The following is a 14,425-nucleotide window of genomic DNA, read 5'->3' as shown; positions in this document are numbered from 1 at the left end:
GAATTCCATCTTCAGCAACCAGCCTTGTGAAGACAGCCGAATGGACGCTAACACCTTGCGCCTGATCTTGATCGTCGTCGGTGTGATGCTCATCCTCGCGCTCTACCTTTGGGAGCGGCGAAGGGCCGGCGGCGATGACGTCGATGACGATTCCGATGACGACGTCCACTGGGAGGATCGTCACGAGCCGAACCTCGACCCTTGGGAGGGCTCCTCGTTCGATGCCGCGCCTCGGTCTTCGCTGGGCGGGGCGGGCTTCGCCGAGGGTCGCAAGGCCGAATACACGACGGGGCGCCACAGCCTCGCCGCGAGCCGCCCGACCCCGCCACCGCCGGAGCCCGAGCCCGACCTCGACCAGCCGCTGATCGTCCAGCTGAGCGTCGTCGCCGCGAGCGGCGAGCAGTTCGATGGCGCCGGCATCGTGCGGGCCGCCTCGTCCTGCGGTCTGGAGCCCGGCGAGATGGACGTCTTCCACTGTTATCTCGGCGACGAGCAGGCGCAGCGGACGCTGTTTCGGGTCGCCAACCTCGTCAAGCCCGGCACCTTCCCGTTCGGCGGCATGGAGGGTTTCGCGACCCCCGGCCTGGTCCTCTTCGCGTCGCTGGAGGGCGAGGCCGATGACCTCGCCGCCGCCGACGAGCTGGTCGCCACGGCCCGCTGCCTCGCCGAGGAGCTCGGCGGTGAGATCCGCGATGAGACCCGCACCCCGTTCACAGCCAAGAAGGAGGAGGCGCTACGCGCCCGGGTCCTCGCCCGCATGCAGGCGCGCGACGCCGAGGTCGAGGCCGATGCAGGGGCCGAGGTCGACGAGCCGTGACCGGCGAGGGCGAGCTGGCGGCGCGGCTCGATGCCCTGCGCCGCCAGCTCCGTCACCACGACTACCGCTACTATGTACTCGATGACCCGGAGATCCCGGACAGCGAGTACGACCGCCTGTTGCGCGAGCTCCAGTCGCTCGAGGCCGCCCACCCGGGGCTGATCACGCCCGATTCGCCGACCCAACGGGTCGGTGCCGAGCCCCTCTCGTCCTTCGCCGAGGCCATCCATCGCCAGCCGATGCTGTCGTTGCAGAACGCGATGGACGAGGCCGAGATGCGCGCCTTCGACGAACGCCTGCGCCGCGCGCTCGGGGTCGAACGGGTCGCCTACGTCGCTGAGCCCAAGCTCGATGGCCTGGCCATCAGCCTGCTCTACGAGGACGGCCGGCTGGTGCGGGGGGCGACGCGCGGCGACGGGCACCGCGGCGAGGACGTGACGGCCCAGGTGCGCACGATCCGCTCGATCCCGCTGCGCCTCTCGGGCGAGGACTGGCCGCCGCTCCTAGAGGCGCGCGGCGAGGTCTTCCTGCCGATCGCCGCCTTCGAGGCGCTCAACGCGCGGCTGCGCGAGGCCGGCGGCAAGACCTTCAAGAACCCCCGCAACGCCGCCGCCGGGAGCCTTCGCCAACTCGACCCCAAGGTCACCGCCGAGCGCCCGTTGGCCATGTTCTGCTACGGCTTCGGCGCCTTCGAGGGCGAGCGCCCGGCGGCGACCCAGAGCGGCATGCTCGCGGCCTTGCGCCGCTGGGGGTTGCCGGTGTCGCCGGAATCCAAGGTGGTCGAGGGCATCGACGGCTGTCTCGCCTACCATCGGGCGCTCGCCGAGCGGCGCGACGGGCTCCCTTACGACATCGACGGCGTCGTCTTCAAGGTCGAGGACCTGGCCGCGCAGGAACGACTCGGGTTCGTCACCCGCGAGCCGCGCTGGGCGATCGCCTACAAGTACCCGGCTCAGGAGGCCCTCACTCAGGTCCTGGCGGTGGAGTTCCAGGTTGGGCGCACCGGCGCCGTGACCCCGGTGGCGCGTCTCGCGCCGGTCGCGGTCGGCGGGGTCACCGTCTCGAACGCGACGCTGCACAACCTCGATGAGGTCCGGCGCAAGGACGTCCACGTCGGCGACACCGTCTACGTGCGCCGCGCCGGCGACGTGATCCCCGAGGTCGTGCGGGTCTTGGCCGAGCGCCGTCCGGCCGACGCCCAGGCCGTGACGCTGCCGAGCCACTGCCCGGTCTGCGGTGCCGACGTCGTGCGCCCGCCCGGTGAGGTCGTCGCCCGCTGCTCGGGCGGCCTCTACTGCCCGGCCCAGCGCAAGGAGGCGCTCGTGCACTTCGCCTCGCGCCGGGCGCTGGACATCGAGGGGCTCGGCGACAAGCTCATCGAGCAGCTCGTCGACAAGGGGCTGGTCCAGGACCCGGCCGACCTCTACGGCCTCTCGGCCGAGACCCTCGCCGGGCTCGAGCGGATGGGCGAGAAGTCGGCCCAGAACCTGCTCGCGGCGCTGGAAAAGGGCAAGGCGACGACCTTCGCCCGCTTCATCTACGCCCTCGGCATCCGCGAGGTCGGCGAGGCGACGGCCGCGGCCCTGGCCGGGCGCTTCCCCGACCTCGAGACGCTCGCCGCCGCGCGCGTCGAGGACTTCCAACAGACCCATGGCGTCAAGGGGATCAGCGAGCGGGCCGCCGAGCGCCTCTGCGCCCGGCTCGCCGAGGCCGGCGACACGCCCCCCGACGGGGACCTGGCCGACTGGCTCGCGGGCCTCAAGATCACCGGTCTCAACCGTACGACGATTCCCCGGCTGCTCGCTGCCTTCGGCGACTGGGCGGCGCTGCGGGCCGCCCGCCCCGAGGACCTGATCTACCGCGAGGGGAGCCTGGTCGAGGGGGTCGGGCCGGTGGTCGCGACCCACATCGTCAGCTTCTTCGCCCAGCGCCACAACCGGGAAGTGATCGATCGGCTGCGCGCGGCCGGCATCCACTGGCCTGCGCCGCAGCCAGCCGCCGCGGCGCAGGCGCAGGCGCAGCCGCTGGCCGGCAAGGTCTTCGTCATCACAGGCACGTTGAGTCGACCGCGCGAGGCGATCAAGGCCGAGCTGGAGGCCCTGGGTGCCAAGGTCACCGGCAGCGTCTCGGGCAACACCGACTACGTGCTGGCCGGGCGCGACGCGGGCAGCAAGCTCGAACGCGCCCGCGCCCTGGGGCGGGCGGTTATCGACGAGGAGGGCCTGGCGGCGCTGCTGGAGCGCCGCTGAGGGCGGCGGCTGGAATTCGGTCGGTGTGCCCCCATTCCCTCACAGGCAGGCACGTCGGCACCTTGGGGCGAGGACGACCGGGGGGACCGGTCACGAGGGGGGCGAGATGACCGAGTTGACGAAAGAGCAGCAGATCCTGATCGCGATGCGCAAGACCCTTGCGGCGATCATCCGCGACGTGACGCCGGCGCCGGGCCAGCGTCAGCCGCTCTCGGCGACGACCGTCGAGGACGTGCGCCAGTGCCTGGCCCTGATCGCCGCCCGCGAGAAGGAGCTGGCCGACGCCCAGGGCCGGGGCGGCGAGCGTCCCCACTATGCCGACGAGCGCCCTGCCGCGGCCGTGGTGCCCATGGCCGGGCTCGATCGGCGGCGGCGGGACTGAGCCGGTGGCCATGCCCCGGGTCGCCGACGCGTGCGGGCCGATCGCATTGGCCACCGCGGCGCTGCTGGTGGTGGCGGGCGAGGTGGCCGCCTGGCCCTTCGCCCCGCCGCCGGCCACCCTCACCTCCACGGCCCCTGATTGGGGCTACCGGGGCGAGGTTGGCCCGCCGCACTGGGCCGAGCTCGACGCCGCCTATACGCCCTGTGCCGCCGGGACGCTTCAGTCGCCGATCGACCTGCGCCCGAGCACCGCCGCCCCCGGGGTGGCGATGTCTTTCGCCTACCGCAGCAGCCCCCTCAGCCTGGTCAACGACGGCCGTCTGATCTGGGCCGACGACCTCGCCGGCAGCCATCTGACCGTCGACGGCCACCGCTACGAGCTGGTGCGTTTCCAATTCCATGCCCCGAGCGAACATCGCATCGACGGCCGCGCGGCCGAGCTCGAGGTCCAGTTCCTGCACCGTGACGCGGCCGGCCGCCTCCTGATCGTCGCGGTGTTGGTCGAACCAGGTCGGCGCACCAACAGCATGCTGCGGCGGATCGCCGAGCACCTGCCGCCGCCCGGGGAGGCCTTCTACGGCGGCCAGGTGGGCATCAATCCGCTCTTTCTGCTCCCGAGCGCGCGCGAGCACTTCGCCTATCCCGGCTCGTTGACCGTGCCGCCCTGCACCGAGGGCATCGAATGGCTCGTGCTGCGCACCCCGCTCGTCGTCGACGCATCCGTGATCGCGCGCTTCCAGCAGGCGCTCGGCGCCAATGCCCGGCCGCTCCAGACCGCCGGACGGCGCCCGGTCGTCTATCGGCATCGCTGAGAGGCGCTGCACGGCGCCCCGGTTGGGGTGATCGTGTGGGGTGGCGAGCGCCCCGGCGGGCGGCCCTCGCGCGCTCAGTCGTCCTGGATGACCGGCTCGCGGCCGTGCCGGTAGCGCAGCCGGTGGCGCTCGCCGCGCATGCCGAGATCGCGGATCGGGGCGCCGAAGAAGGCCAGCACCGTGAGATCCCGGTCGATGTCGAAGAAGGCATGGCTGCATGCGGCCGGCACGTACATCAGCGTACCCTTCTGGACCTGGTGCTCGGTCTCCCCGACGCGCAGATGGGCGTTGCCGTCGAGGACCAGGTACAGCTCGTCCTCCTCGTGCGCGCTGGCCATGTCCTTGGAGCCGGCGGGCAGGTGGTAGATCGAGCAGGATAGCGAGGGGGTGCGCAGGAACTCCTTCAGTGTCACCCCGTTGCGCTCGACCTTCGCGACCAGCTCATCGAGCTGGAAGACGAGCCAATCTGCCTCTTTGATCACGCTAGCCACCTCTGAAATCACGACGGTTGGGATACGGGACGGACGTGCGGGATCTCTCGACGAGATGGCCCCGTGCCTGTCACGACCTTAACAAGGGCAATGATACTTCGCAACTGAGATCTATTTACATCGATCGCTGGGTCTGCTTAGAATGCGAATCGATCGCTTTCATGACTCGCCGGCCGACCCCCATGCGGACCTGCGGCGCCGAGTCGGCGGGCACCCCGGGTGCGCGAGCCCTCGGGAGGCCGTCTTCAACGTTTCGCGATACGGGTGAGCCTCGGAGACCCCATGAGCCACTATATACATCACATCCCTGGGCGTTTGCGTATCCGGTCGGGATCCTTTCGTTGTCGGTCGGCGGCGGCGCAGGTCGCCGAGGACCGCTTGATGGCCCTCGATGGCGTGACCCATGTGCGTCTCAACCCGCGGGCCGGCAGCATCACCGTCCAATACGATCCGGCGCAGGTGACTCGCAGCCGGATCCTCGAGGCCCTCGACGAGGCCGGCTGCTTCGCGACCGCCGGGCGGGGCGATGCCCTGATCGGGCGCGGTGGCGAGCTCTTCGGCAAGGCCCTGATGGGCGCCGTCGTCAACAAGGCGATCGAGCGCTCGGCGCTCAAGCTCGTCAGCGTCCTGCTCTGAGCCGTCCCAGCCTCCGGCGCGGCGGGGCACGTCCGCCGCTAGGGAACGATTCAAGAACAACCGGCGCATCTTCTTGGAACTACGAAACACGCGAAACACGCGAAAGAACTGAATACGCATAGGATTATCCGCTGTTTTTCGCGACTTTCGTGTATTTCGTGGTTTCTTGTCTTCCCCGCGCTTGGGTCGGTTGTTTCTGCACCGTTCCTAGCGGGCTCGCCGCGTGGCGTCGGCCCGCCTCAATCGGAGCGGGGGCTCGGCGAACGGCCCGGGCTACGCTAGTCTAGGCCGCTGGGATGGCGATCGGCGTCATCCCCGAGCCGTCGCCGGGGTGGCCCTTGTCCGGGATCAGCGAGCCGCTGCTCGAGGTCTGCGATCTCACGGTGCGCGTCGTGCGCCCCGAGGGCACGGCGGCGGTCGTCGCCGGGCTCGATTTCAGGATCGCGCGCGGCGAGACCTTGGCCCTCCTCGGGGAGTCCGGCTGCGGCAAGTCGATGACCGCGCTGGCGCTGATGCGGCTGCTGCCGCCGGCGGTGGTGGCGGTGACGGGCCAGGTGCGCCTGGCCGGGGCCGATCTGCTGCGGCTCCCCGAGCGGGCCATGCGCAGGGTCCGCGGCGGGCAGGTCGCGATGATCTTTCAGGAGCCGCAGACCGCGCTCAATCCGGTCTTGACCGTCGGCGCCCAGGTCGCCGAGGCGGTGCGTCGCCACACCGGGCGGCACGGCGCGCGGGCGGTGCGCGAGCGGGTCGTCGAGTTGCTCGGCGAGGTCGGCATCCCAGCCCCGCGCGAGCGCCTCGGCGACTATCCGCACCAACTCTCGGGCGGGATGAAGCAGCGGGTCGTGATCGCGATGGCCCTGGCCGGCCGGCCGCAACTGCTGATCGCCGACGAGCCGACCACGGCCCTCGATGTCACGATTCAGGCCGAGATCCTCGCGCTCATCGTGGGCCTGCAGCGTCGCCATGCGATGGCGCTGCTGCTGATCACGCACGATCTCGGCATCGTCGCCGAGACCGCCGACCGCCTCGCGGTCATGTATGCCGGCCGACTCGTCGAGGAGGCCCCGTGCGCGGCCTTCTTCGCCGGTCCGGCCCATCCCTACGGTCGGCGGCTCCTCGCGAGCCGCCCGTCGCTGGATCGCCGCGCCGCCGCCCCGGCCGGCATCCCCGGGCGGGTCCCGCCGCCGGGGGCGTCCGTGGTCGGCTGCCGCTTCGCCGAGCGTTGCGACCTGGCCGCGCCCGCGTGCCGCTCGGCCGAGCCGGCCTGGCACCCGGTCGCCGCCGGGCACCGGGTCCGCTGCCACCGCTGGGCCGAGGCGGATCCGCCGCCCGCTGATGCGGCGGCGCGTCGTCCCCGACCGGCCGGCGAGACCGAGGTGCTGTTGCGCGTCGACGGGCTGGTCGTGCACTTCCCGATCCGCCGCGGCCTGCTCGGTCGCGAGGCCGGCCGGGTGCGCGCCGTCGACGGCGTCTCGCTGACCCTGCACCCGGGGCGCACGCTGGCCCTGGTCGGCGAGTCGGGCTGCGGCAAGACGACGGTCGGGCGGGCGCTGGTGCGGCTCGTCGCACCGACGGCCGGGGCGCTCTGGTATCGCGGCCGCGATCTCGCGCGGCTCGGGGGGCGGGAGCTGCGGGCGCTGCGCAAGGACCTCCAGATCGTCTTTCAGGACCCCTACGGGGCGATGAATCCGCGGCTGCGGGTCGGCGACATCGTCGGCGAGGGCCTGCGCACGATGGGGCTGGCCTCTGGGCGTGCCGCCCGCTGCCGGGTCGCCGAGCTGCTGGAGCAGGTCGGGCTGGCCGCCGAGGATGCGCGGCGCTGGCCGCACGCGTTCTCGGGTGGCCAGCGCCAGCGGATCGGCATCGCCCGGGCGTTGGCGCCCGAGCCGCGGCTGATCGTCTGCGACGAGCCCACCAGCGCCCTCGACGTCTCGGTCCAGGCTCAGATCCTGGGCCTCCTCGCCCGCCTCCAGCGCGAGCGGGCGATCGCCTACCTCTTCATCAGCCACGATCTGTCGGTCGTCGCCCAGATGGCCGACGAGGTCGCCGTCATGTACCTCGGGCGGATCGTCGAGCGCGGCACCGTCGACGAGGTACTCGATCGGCCCCGCCATCCCTATACCCGTGCCCTGCTCTCGGCCGTGCCGGTCGTCGAGGTGGCCGCGCGGCGCCCGGCGATCCGCCTCGCCGGCGAGCGGCCGTCGCCGGCGCGACCGCCGGCTGGCTGTCGCTTCCACCCGCGCTGCCCAGAGGCGCTGGCGGTCTGCGGCCGAACCGATCCGCCCGAGGTCTGCCTCGGCGGGCGGCACTGGGTGAGCTGTCTGCGGGCCGGGTGAGGTGCCGCCTCAGAGGCCGATCGCGAGCAGTGCCAGCAGTACGAGGGCGCCGACACCGACACCCTGCCACAACCGCTCGCGCCGACGCTGTCGCGCTTGGCGCCGGGCGATCGCCTCGGCGAGGCACGGATCGGCGTCGAGTGCAGGATCGAGATAGAGACGCTGGTGGGGCAGTGCGATCGTCTCGACGGCGGCGACCGCCGTGAGCGGATCGGTGCGGTAGACGCGGGCATCACCATCGAGCAGGTGTCGGCGCAACGCCTCGTGGGCGTGCATCGGCGCCGCCTCGATGTCGGTGAAGCGGGCGACGTAGTGTAGGCGCGGGCCACCGCCGGTGGGCCCGAGGGGGGCGGGATGCGGTGGCGGCAGTCGCGCCGTGTCGAGGCGGACCTGTCCCGGGCGGTCTCGACGGGTCTCGATCAGCAGGTAGCCGGTTTGCATCGTTCGCCGCTGTCAGGGTGCGAAAAGACCGAGTCGCATGCGTCGCGGCGCCTCGGGAGGCACGGCTTCATCGGCCGTGCTGGCCAAGCATTCGCACGCGTGTCGAAGGTGCGGTCCACGACTTCGGTCATGGCCGATACCCCCTTCCTCGGTCTCTTCGACGTCGCTGGAATTCCGCGTGTCGCGGACCAATGTTGCCAACTAAGGCCGCGCTCGGCGGCCGATCCATCCATGCCGATGAACTGGAGGCCGCCATGACGACAGTGATCGCTTCTCTCGCCGCCCTCGCCGGCATTGCGGTGACGGTGCGCGCGCAGCGCCAGGCGCAGCGCCGTCCTGCGCTGCGGCCGGTGCCGATCTCGGGACAGCGCGCCCGCAGTCGCTCGCGCCCGCGCGGTTAGCCCGCGCGGCGCCACCGCCGCGCACCCCGCAACCTGGCCCGCCCCCGACTCGCTCAGGGGCGGGCCTCGTCGTGTCCGGGGTTTTGCGCCACCCCCGGGGCCGCGACCGGCCCGGCCAGGCGCGCAACCTCCCCGCCGAGCCCCTCGGCGACGGCGACGGCCGAGCGTAGCGCATCCTCGTGGTAGCCGTGGCCGAAGTAGCTGCCGCAGAACCAGATCCGGTCGCGGCCCTGGATCTCGCCGAGGCGTGCCTGGGCGGTGATCGCCGCCTGGTCGAAGACCGGGTGATCGTAGACCATCCGGGCGATGACCTGGTCCGGGCGCGGGCCGGCGAACGGGTTGAGGCTGACGAAGTAGGACCGCTCGCTGTCGAACCCGCTGAGGCGGTTCATCCAATAGGTGACCGACACCGCCGCCTCGCCGTCCTCGCGATAGCGGGCCAGGTGGTTCCAGGACGACCAGATCTCGCGCGAGCGCGGCATCAGGTACTCGTCCGTGTGCACGAAGACCTGGTTCGGCTGATAGCTGAAGGCGCCGAGCAGGCGGCGCTCGGCCTCGTTCGGGTGCGCGATCAGGCGGACGGCCTGGTCGGCATGGCAGGCGAGCACGACGGCGTCGAAGGTCTGCTGGCGTCCGGAGCCCAAGTGGACCTGCACCCCCTGCTCGGTGCGCACGACCGCCTCGGCACCATCGTCGGTGATGACGGCCGACGCCGGCAGCTCCCCGCGCAGCCGTTCGATGTACTGCCGCGCGCCGCCGACGACCGTCTTCCACGGCGGGCGCCGGGTCAGGCGCAGCAGGCCGTGGTTGGCGTAGAAGCGGGCCAGGCTCGCGGCCGGGAACTGCATGATGCTCGCCTTGGGGCACGACCAGATCGAGGCCGCGACCGGGAGCAGATAGTGGTCGCGGAAGGCCTCGCCGAGCCGTTCGCGTTCGAGGAACTCGCCGAGGGTCGCGGCGCCGAAGCCATCGGCGTCAAGCAGCGCCCGGCAGCGCTGGTTGAAGCGCAGGACGTCGCGGCACATCCCGAGGAACGTCGGGCTCAGCAGGTTGCGCCGCTGCGCGAAGAGGGTGCCGAGGCTTGCGGTCGCGTACTCCAAGTCCCACGGGCCGATCGAGGCGGCGAAGGACATGTCGGTGACCCGCGTCGCGACGCCGAGCCGCTCGAAGAGGCGGGTGAGCAGCGGGTAGTTGGGCTCGTTGTAGACGATGAAGCCGGTGTCGATCGGCACCGGCCGGCCGTCCTCGTCGACCTCGATCGTATGGGCGTGACCGCCGATGTAGCCGTTGCGCTCGATCAGCGTGACACGGTGCTGGCCGTTGAGCAGCCAGGCCGTGGCCAGGCCGGCGATGCCGCCGCCGACGACGGCGATGTTCTTCCCCATGGCGGGAGGTCCTCGCGGGAATCGGGCCGGGCGCACCCGCTGCGCCGGGGCCGTCTCGCGAGGACCTCGGCGCGCGGGCCGCCGTCGTTACTGCGGCGCGACGCCGCCGGTCTGCTTGGTCAGGACGAACTTGTCCGGGTCGTAGCCGAACGCGCGCAGGCGCTCGAGCCAGGCCTCGATGCGCTCGGCCGGCGGATTGGGGTCGCGCGCGAGGACCCAGCCCCAGCGGCGGGTCGGGTGGCCGACGAGGGCGTAGTCGTAGTCCTCGCCGATCTCCATGACCCAGTAGTCGCCGAGCCAAAGCCTCATGCCGAACAGGCCGAAGAAGCTCACCTTGAGCTTGGCGTTGTGCGCGGGATCCTTCGGCCGGGCGACGCCCGTGATCGAGACGGTGTTGCCGGCGGCGGTCACGCAGCGGTTCGTCACCGAGATCAGGCCGTCCTCGCGTAGCCCGTAGGTGGCGTGGGTGTCGCGCGCGCAGCCGCCCTGGAACCGGTTGGGCAGCTGCGCGATCTCGTACCAGCGCCCGGCATAGCGTTCGAGGTCGACGTGATCGACCGTGGCCGGCGGGGCGTCGGCGGCGGCCGCTCGCCCGGCGAGCAGGATCAGGGCGTAGAAGAGGAGCGGATGGCGGTTCGGGGAGGGCTTGCGAGTCGTCATGTCTGTCCTTGGGTCATCGATGGTTGGTTCGTCGCGAGGCGGTGGTCGGCATCCCACGCTACATGTGGTCTTTGACCGCGATTGCCAGAGGACTTCACCGGTCAGGGACGCAGCAGGCACAGGGGCACGTTGAGTTCCGCCGCGCTGAGCCCGCCGTGGACGCCAATCATGGTGTGGGGCGCCTCGAACGGCAGGCGGTCGCGGATCACGGCCGCGCCGCGCATCAGCAGCGTGTAGTCTCCGACCCGCTCGGCGAGGCGCGGGTGCGGCGGGCCGGGGCCGAACAGGCCGGCGGCGATCAGGTCGGCGCTCGGGCGGAGCAGCGCGCGCTCGCCGAGGTGCGCGCCGCAGGCGTCGAGGAACCGCTCGACGCGCCCGGGGCGGAGATAGCAGTAGGCGGCGCGCGGCTCGCCGCAGAGTGGCAGGGCCAGGCCGTCGGCCAGGTCGGGGTGGTCGTCGAGGGCGATGCGGTCCGCGGCCGTCGTGTCGAGCTGGCCGTGATCAGCGGTGACCAGGACCAGGGTGTCGGTGCCGGCGATCGCGTCGAGGAAGTCGGCCAGGGCCGTCTCGATGGCCGCCAGGTGGGCGAGGGCAGCCGGGCTCGCGATGCCCTGTTCATGGCCGAGGCGATCGAGCTCCGGCCAGTAGAGATAGAGATACTGCGGGCCGCGCGGGCGGCGTACCAGCCGTCGGGCGCGGCGAAACATCTCCGCGAGCGAGCGAAAGGGGTGGATCTCGGCGCCGCGGGAGAGGGCGCGGTTGAAATCCGAGTAGGCGATGTGGGCCGGCGCGAGCGCGAAGCCGCGCGTGCGCATCTGCGTGAAGACCGAGCGCAGGGCGAAGAGTCGCGCCGGGTCGATTCCGGCCGAGCCGTAGCTCGCCCCGCCGTAGCGCGGGTGCCCGGGCAGTACCGTCATGACGCTGCCGAGTTCGCGCAGGTAGGTGAACCAGCCGGTCAGGCCATGCTGCTGCGGGGGGAGGCCGGTGAGGAAGGTCGGGATCGCGGCCGCCGTCGTCGACGGGAAGACCGAGGTGATGGTCGCATGGCGATGGCGCGCGAGCAGCCCGTGAGGGGCGTGGCGGGCGAGCCAGTCGGCGCCGAGCCCGTCGATGACGAGCAAGACCAGGGTCGTGGTGTCGGCGAGCGCCGCGGCCGGCAGCGTGCGCAACTGGGGCGCAACGGCGGTGCCGCCGCGCGCCGCGATCAGGCTGGCCATCAGATTGACGAGGCTGCCGCCGTCGTAATCTGGGACTGGCATCGTCGGCGGCAGCCGTAGGAGGTCGGCGGGGCGCGGGCGCCCCGTGGCGGCCGGGGCCGACTGTGGGGATTCGGGCTGTGCCATGGCGTGCCTCGGCGCTCGGGCGGGCCCTCCCTGGATGCGGGTCTTCATCGCCGGCAAGCGGGCTCCTACCGGAAATGTCGGTTGCGTAGAATAGCGGCCGTTTCCCGCGGGCGGGCGCGGGTCGCCTCTCGCCACCGTCGAGGTGCGATCTTGCGGCGCGCCCCGTCCATCGTCAAACCATCAGGAGTCTCGACTATGATTCTGCTTGTCTTGGGCCTCGCGCTCTTCTTCACCGTGCACATGCTGCCGAGCTTCCCCGGTGCCTACCAGCGGCTGCACGAGCGCTTCGGCGAGCAGGCCTTCAAGGGCGGCTTTGCGATCCTCTCGCTGGTCGGCATCGTGCTGGCCGTGATCGGCATGGGGATGGCGCCGACGATCGACCTCTGGCAGCCCGGCGAGTTCACGAAGAGCATCGCCCCCGGCCTGATGCTGCCGGCCTTCATGCTCCTCGTCCTCGCCTATGTGCCGAGCAACGTGCGCCGCTACATCCGCCACCCGATGCTCACCGCCGTCCTCCTCTGGGGGCTGGCCCATCTGCTCGCCAACGGCGACCTGGCCTCGATGATCCTGTTCGGCAGCTTCGCCGTCTACAGCGTCGTCGCGATGGTCTCGGCCAACCGGCGCGGGGCGAAGAAGGCGACCGACTACAAGTCGATGCTCTGGGACCTGGTCGGTGCCGGCGGTGGCATCGGCGTCTATGCCCTCTTTGTCTACCTCCACCCCTATCTCTTCGGGGTGCCGGCCCTGCTGCCCTCGACCTGATCGTTCGATTCGCGCCCGCCGGCGCCGGCGTGCCTGGGCGGATCGGTACCCGCGCCCGCCGACCGGTATCAGGTGCGGGGATCGCTGCGGGGGATCCGTTGGCGCGTCCCCGTCGATCCGGTGTCTCCGCGCGACCGTCGTCCCGGCAGGACGCCGGGGACGGCGACTATTTGTGTGCGACAGCGCGACGGCGAACCGCGGGAGTGGCCTTCGAATCATGCGCCCCGGATGCGCAGGTGCCGCTCGAGGCGATGAGAGACGCAGCGACACACGCAAAAGGCGTAAGTGACGATTCAAGAACAGCCGGTACATCTTCTGGGAACTACGAAACACGCGAAACACGCGAAACACGCGAAAGGGCCGAACTTACACACGAGGATCTGCCGTTTTTTCGCGACTTTCGCGTATTTCGTAGTTTCTTGTCGTCTTCGCGCTTGTGTCGTTTGTTTCTGAACCCTTCCTAAGCGTCAGACCCGCGGGAATCCCGATCGAAGGGGCACCGCCTTCAAGCCCGTCGGTTCGCGGGCCCATGTGGGCCGCCCGCGGACGAGCGAGCGGGAAGGGGTCGTCAAGCGATGTCTTTCGCCGATTTCGGCGTGTCGACGGAACAGCTTACATGCGTTCTCAGCGGGCGTCGGCCTTGAGGCGGCGGATCAGCTCGGCGAGCTCGCGGCGCGAGCGCTGGACCGTCTCCTGGGCCGTCGCGAGACCGGAGCGCGAGGCATAGAAGCCGCGCAGCGCCGTGTAGATCTCCTTCTTCAGGATATTGTGGCCCGGTCCGTAGCCGAAGTTGTCGATCGGCCGCAGGAAGCGGAAGTTGCCGGCGTTGTGGACCACGGCGATGCGTCGCCCCTCCTGATCGAGGATCAGCCCCTCTTCGATGCGGATCGGCTCGGCCGCGGTCGCGACGACGAAGTTGTAGCGCCGCTCCAGCTCCTCGAAGCCCTGCTGGTGCAACAGGTAGTTGACGACCAGCTGGTCGGGACCGAAGTGCTCCTTATCGAGGATCATGCGTAGGCAGGCGTCGCAGAGCTCGCGCATCCGCGCGCGAGGGGCGACGATGAAGCCGCCGTTGATCATGCGGTTCTTCAGGAAAGAATCGGTGATCCGCTGGCGGTCCTCGGGGAGGAAGAAGTCGTCCTTGATGAAGAAGGAGAAGACGGGCTTGGAGTCCTCGCAGACGGCGCGGAAGCACTCCGGGTGATGCTGGAAGACCCCGGAGATGTCGTCCTGGAAGATGAGGTCGCCGCTGTCGCAGAGGCAGATCTGCTCGTAGGGGCAGGCATCGAGCAGGTCGCGCGTCTCGCGGTAGCGGATAACGGTGACGTGTCCGTCGCGCCGGCCCGGGTGCAGCCGCACCCCGTGGTGCTCCAGATAGTAACGCTGGGCGAGCGACAGGCCGTAGTCGAGGACGACGATGTCGATGTCCTCGAGGCGAACATTCTCCTGGAGCGAACGCAACCAGTGCTCGACGAGGAAGTCGCCGTACTTGCGGTCCGAGGCGGTGACGATGGCGCAGCTCTTCATGCGGATGACAGCAGTGGCTCGACGGATGTCAACGGGCCGTCGGTCGAGGCGGGTTGCCTCGCCGTTCCGCCCGCGGCGCGGGCGGCAGGGGTTGCTTCGCTCCCCGCGCGGCAACGACGGCGCAGGTGTCGATGAGCTGGGCGGCGGTGGGCGCCGGGGGTGCGACGGCCATGGTGATGCGCAT

General features: G+C 70.9%; 14 protein-coding genes. 8 read left to right on the top strand and 6 right to left on the bottom strand.

All coding sequences use genetic code 11. The annotated features are described in order from the left end of the window. The first annotated feature begins 40 nt into the window (after nt 1–40). From CKO41_RS06220 to CKO41_RS06205, 4 genes are all read left to right on the top strand, one after another. The gene (locus CKO41_RS06220) at nt 41–817 is read left to right on the top strand and encodes a cell division protein ZipA C-terminal FtsZ-binding domain-containing protein (protein WP_200381570.1); all 777 of its coding nucleotides are present in this window, start codon (nt 41–43) and stop codon (nt 815–817) included. Further along, nucleotides 814–3,066, top strand: coding sequence for an NAD-dependent DNA ligase LigA (gene ligA, locus CKO41_RS06215; RefSeq protein WP_200381569.1), 2,253 nt, complete (start codon nt 814–816; stop codon nt 3,064–3,066). The genes CKO41_RS06220 and ligA overlap by 4 nt, the downstream gene beginning before the upstream one ends. Before the next feature lie 106 nt (nt 3,067–3,172). After that, entirely contained in the window at nt 3,173–3,448 is a 276-nt protein-coding gene (locus tag CKO41_RS06210) for a segregation and condensation protein A (protein ID WP_200251766.1), read from the top strand. A 10-nt stretch (nt 3,449–3,458) separates the two neighbouring features. Then, nucleotides 3,459–4,259 (top strand): carbonic anhydrase, encoded by an 801-nt coding sequence (locus CKO41_RS06205; protein ID WP_200251764.1) that lies wholly within the window; start codon nt 3,459–3,461, stop codon nt 4,257–4,259. 74 nt (nt 4,260–4,333) lie between these two features. Here the strand turns inward: CKO41_RS06205 and CKO41_RS06200 are convergent, their stop codons facing one another. Then, entirely contained in the window at nt 4,334–4,741 is a 408-nt protein-coding gene (locus CKO41_RS06200; protein ID WP_338113741.1) for a cupin domain-containing protein, read from the bottom strand. A gap of 291 nt (nt 4,742–5,032) precedes the next feature. On the opposite strand from CKO41_RS06200, the gene CKO41_RS06195 reads away from it, so the two are divergent. Both CKO41_RS06195 and CKO41_RS06190 read left to right on the top strand, forming a co-directional pair. Beyond that, a complete protein-coding gene (locus tag CKO41_RS06195; protein WP_200381568.1) occupies nt 5,033–5,386 on the top strand; it encodes an HMA2 domain-containing protein in 354 nt (117 codons plus the stop codon). Between the two features lie 296 nt (nt 5,387–5,682). Next, nucleotides 5,683–7,722: an ABC transporter ATP-binding protein gene (locus CKO41_RS06190; protein WP_200381567.1), complete on the top strand. Its 2,040-nt coding sequence runs from the start codon at nt 5,683–5,685 to the stop codon at nt 7,720–7,722. A gap of 9 nt (nt 7,723–7,731) precedes the next feature. Here CKO41_RS06190 and CKO41_RS06185 read toward each other — a convergent pair whose 3' ends face one another. After that, entirely contained in the window at nt 7,732–8,163 is a 432-nt protein-coding gene (locus tag CKO41_RS06185; RefSeq protein WP_200381566.1) for a hypothetical protein, read from the bottom strand. A gap of 254 nt (nt 8,164–8,417) precedes the next feature. On the opposite strand from CKO41_RS06185, the gene CKO41_RS06180 reads away from it, so the two are divergent. Next, complete coding sequence (locus tag CKO41_RS06180; protein WP_200251757.1) at nt 8,418–8,564, top strand: hypothetical protein; 147 nt, start codon at nt 8,418–8,420, stop codon at nt 8,562–8,564. A gap of 53 nt (nt 8,565–8,617) precedes the next feature. Here CKO41_RS06180 and CKO41_RS06175 read toward each other — a convergent pair whose 3' ends face one another. The 3 genes from CKO41_RS06175 to CKO41_RS06165 all read right to left on the bottom strand — a co-directional run bounded on the left by CKO41_RS06175 (nt 8,618) and on the right by CKO41_RS06165 (nt 11,868). Further along, nucleotides 8,618–9,949 (bottom strand): NAD(P)/FAD-dependent oxidoreductase, encoded by a 1,332-nt coding sequence (locus CKO41_RS06175; RefSeq protein ID WP_200381565.1) that lies wholly within the window; start codon nt 9,947–9,949, stop codon nt 8,618–8,620. 87 nt (nt 9,950–10,036) lie between these two features. Next, a complete protein-coding gene (locus tag CKO41_RS06170; RefSeq protein WP_200381564.1) occupies nt 10,037–10,609 on the bottom strand; it encodes a lipocalin family protein in 573 nt (190 codons plus the stop codon). Between the two features lie 101 nt (nt 10,610–10,710). Further along, a complete protein-coding gene (locus CKO41_RS06165; protein WP_242464013.1) occupies nt 10,711–11,868 on the bottom strand; it encodes an alkaline phosphatase family protein in 1,158 nt (385 codons plus the stop codon). A 279-nt stretch (nt 11,869–12,147) separates the two neighbouring features. On the opposite strand from CKO41_RS06165, the gene CKO41_RS06160 reads away from it, so the two are divergent. Further along, complete coding sequence (locus tag CKO41_RS06160; RefSeq protein WP_200251754.1) at nt 12,148–12,714, top strand: NnrU family protein; 567 nt, start codon at nt 12,148–12,150, stop codon at nt 12,712–12,714. 624 nt (nt 12,715–13,338) lie between these two features. On the opposite strand, the gene CKO41_RS06155 is transcribed toward CKO41_RS06160, so the two are convergent. After that, entirely contained in the window at nt 13,339–14,241 is a 903-nt protein-coding gene (locus CKO41_RS06155; RefSeq protein ID WP_200381562.1) for a glycosyltransferase family protein, read from the bottom strand. Nucleotides 14,242–14,425: the final 184 nt, after the last annotated feature.

It is taken from the genome of Thiococcus pfennigii, from assembly GCF_016583835.1.
Taxonomy (GTDB): domain Bacteria; phylum Pseudomonadota; class Gammaproteobacteria; order Chromatiales; family Chromatiaceae; genus Thiococcus; species Thiococcus pfennigii.
Note: the sequence above shows the minus strand (reverse complement) of the source record. Positions and strands in the feature narration are given on the sequence as shown.

Bases quoted from the DNA above. Each gene is read 5' to 3' on its own strand.
- CKO41_RS06195 (WP_200381568.1), top strand. From the start codon at position 5,033: ATGAGCCACTATATACATCACATCCCTGGGCGTTTGCGTATCCGGTCG.
- CKO41_RS06155 (WP_200381562.1), bottom strand. From the start codon at position 14,241: ATGAAGAGCTGCGCCATCGTCACCGCCTCGGACCGCAAGTACGGCGAC.
- CKO41_RS06220 (WP_200381570.1), top strand. From the start codon at position 41: ATGGACGCTAACACCTTGCGCCTGATCTTGATCGTCGTCGGTGTGATG.
- CKO41_RS06160 (WP_200251754.1), top strand. From the start codon at position 12,148: ATGATTCTGCTTGTCTTGGGCCTCGCGCTCTTCTTCACCGTGCACATG.
- CKO41_RS06185 (WP_200381566.1), bottom strand. From the start codon at position 8,163: ATGCAAACCGGCTACCTGCTGATCGAGACCCGTCGAGACCGCCCGGGA.
- CKO41_RS06180 (WP_200251757.1), top strand. From the start codon at position 8,418: ATGACGACAGTGATCGCTTCTCTCGCCGCCCTCGCCGGCATTGCGGTG.
- CKO41_RS06205 (WP_200251764.1), top strand. From the start codon at position 3,459: ATGCCCCGGGTCGCCGACGCGTGCGGGCCGATCGCATTGGCCACCGCG.
- CKO41_RS06190 (WP_200381567.1), top strand. From the start codon at position 5,683: ATGGCGATCGGCGTCATCCCCGAGCCGTCGCCGGGGTGGCCCTTGTCC.
- CKO41_RS06170 (WP_200381564.1), bottom strand. From the start codon at position 10,609: ATGACGACTCGCAAGCCCTCCCCGAACCGCCATCCGCTCCTCTTCTAC.
- CKO41_RS06165 (WP_242464013.1), bottom strand. From the start codon at position 11,868: ATGCCAGTCCCAGATTACGACGGCGGCAGCCTCGTCAATCTGATGGCC.
- CKO41_RS06175 (WP_200381565.1), bottom strand. From the start codon at position 9,949: ATGGGGAAGAACATCGCCGTCGTCGGCGGCGGCATCGCCGGCCTGGCC.
- CKO41_RS06210 (WP_200251766.1), top strand. From the start codon at position 3,173: ATGACCGAGTTGACGAAAGAGCAGCAGATCCTGATCGCGATGCGCAAG.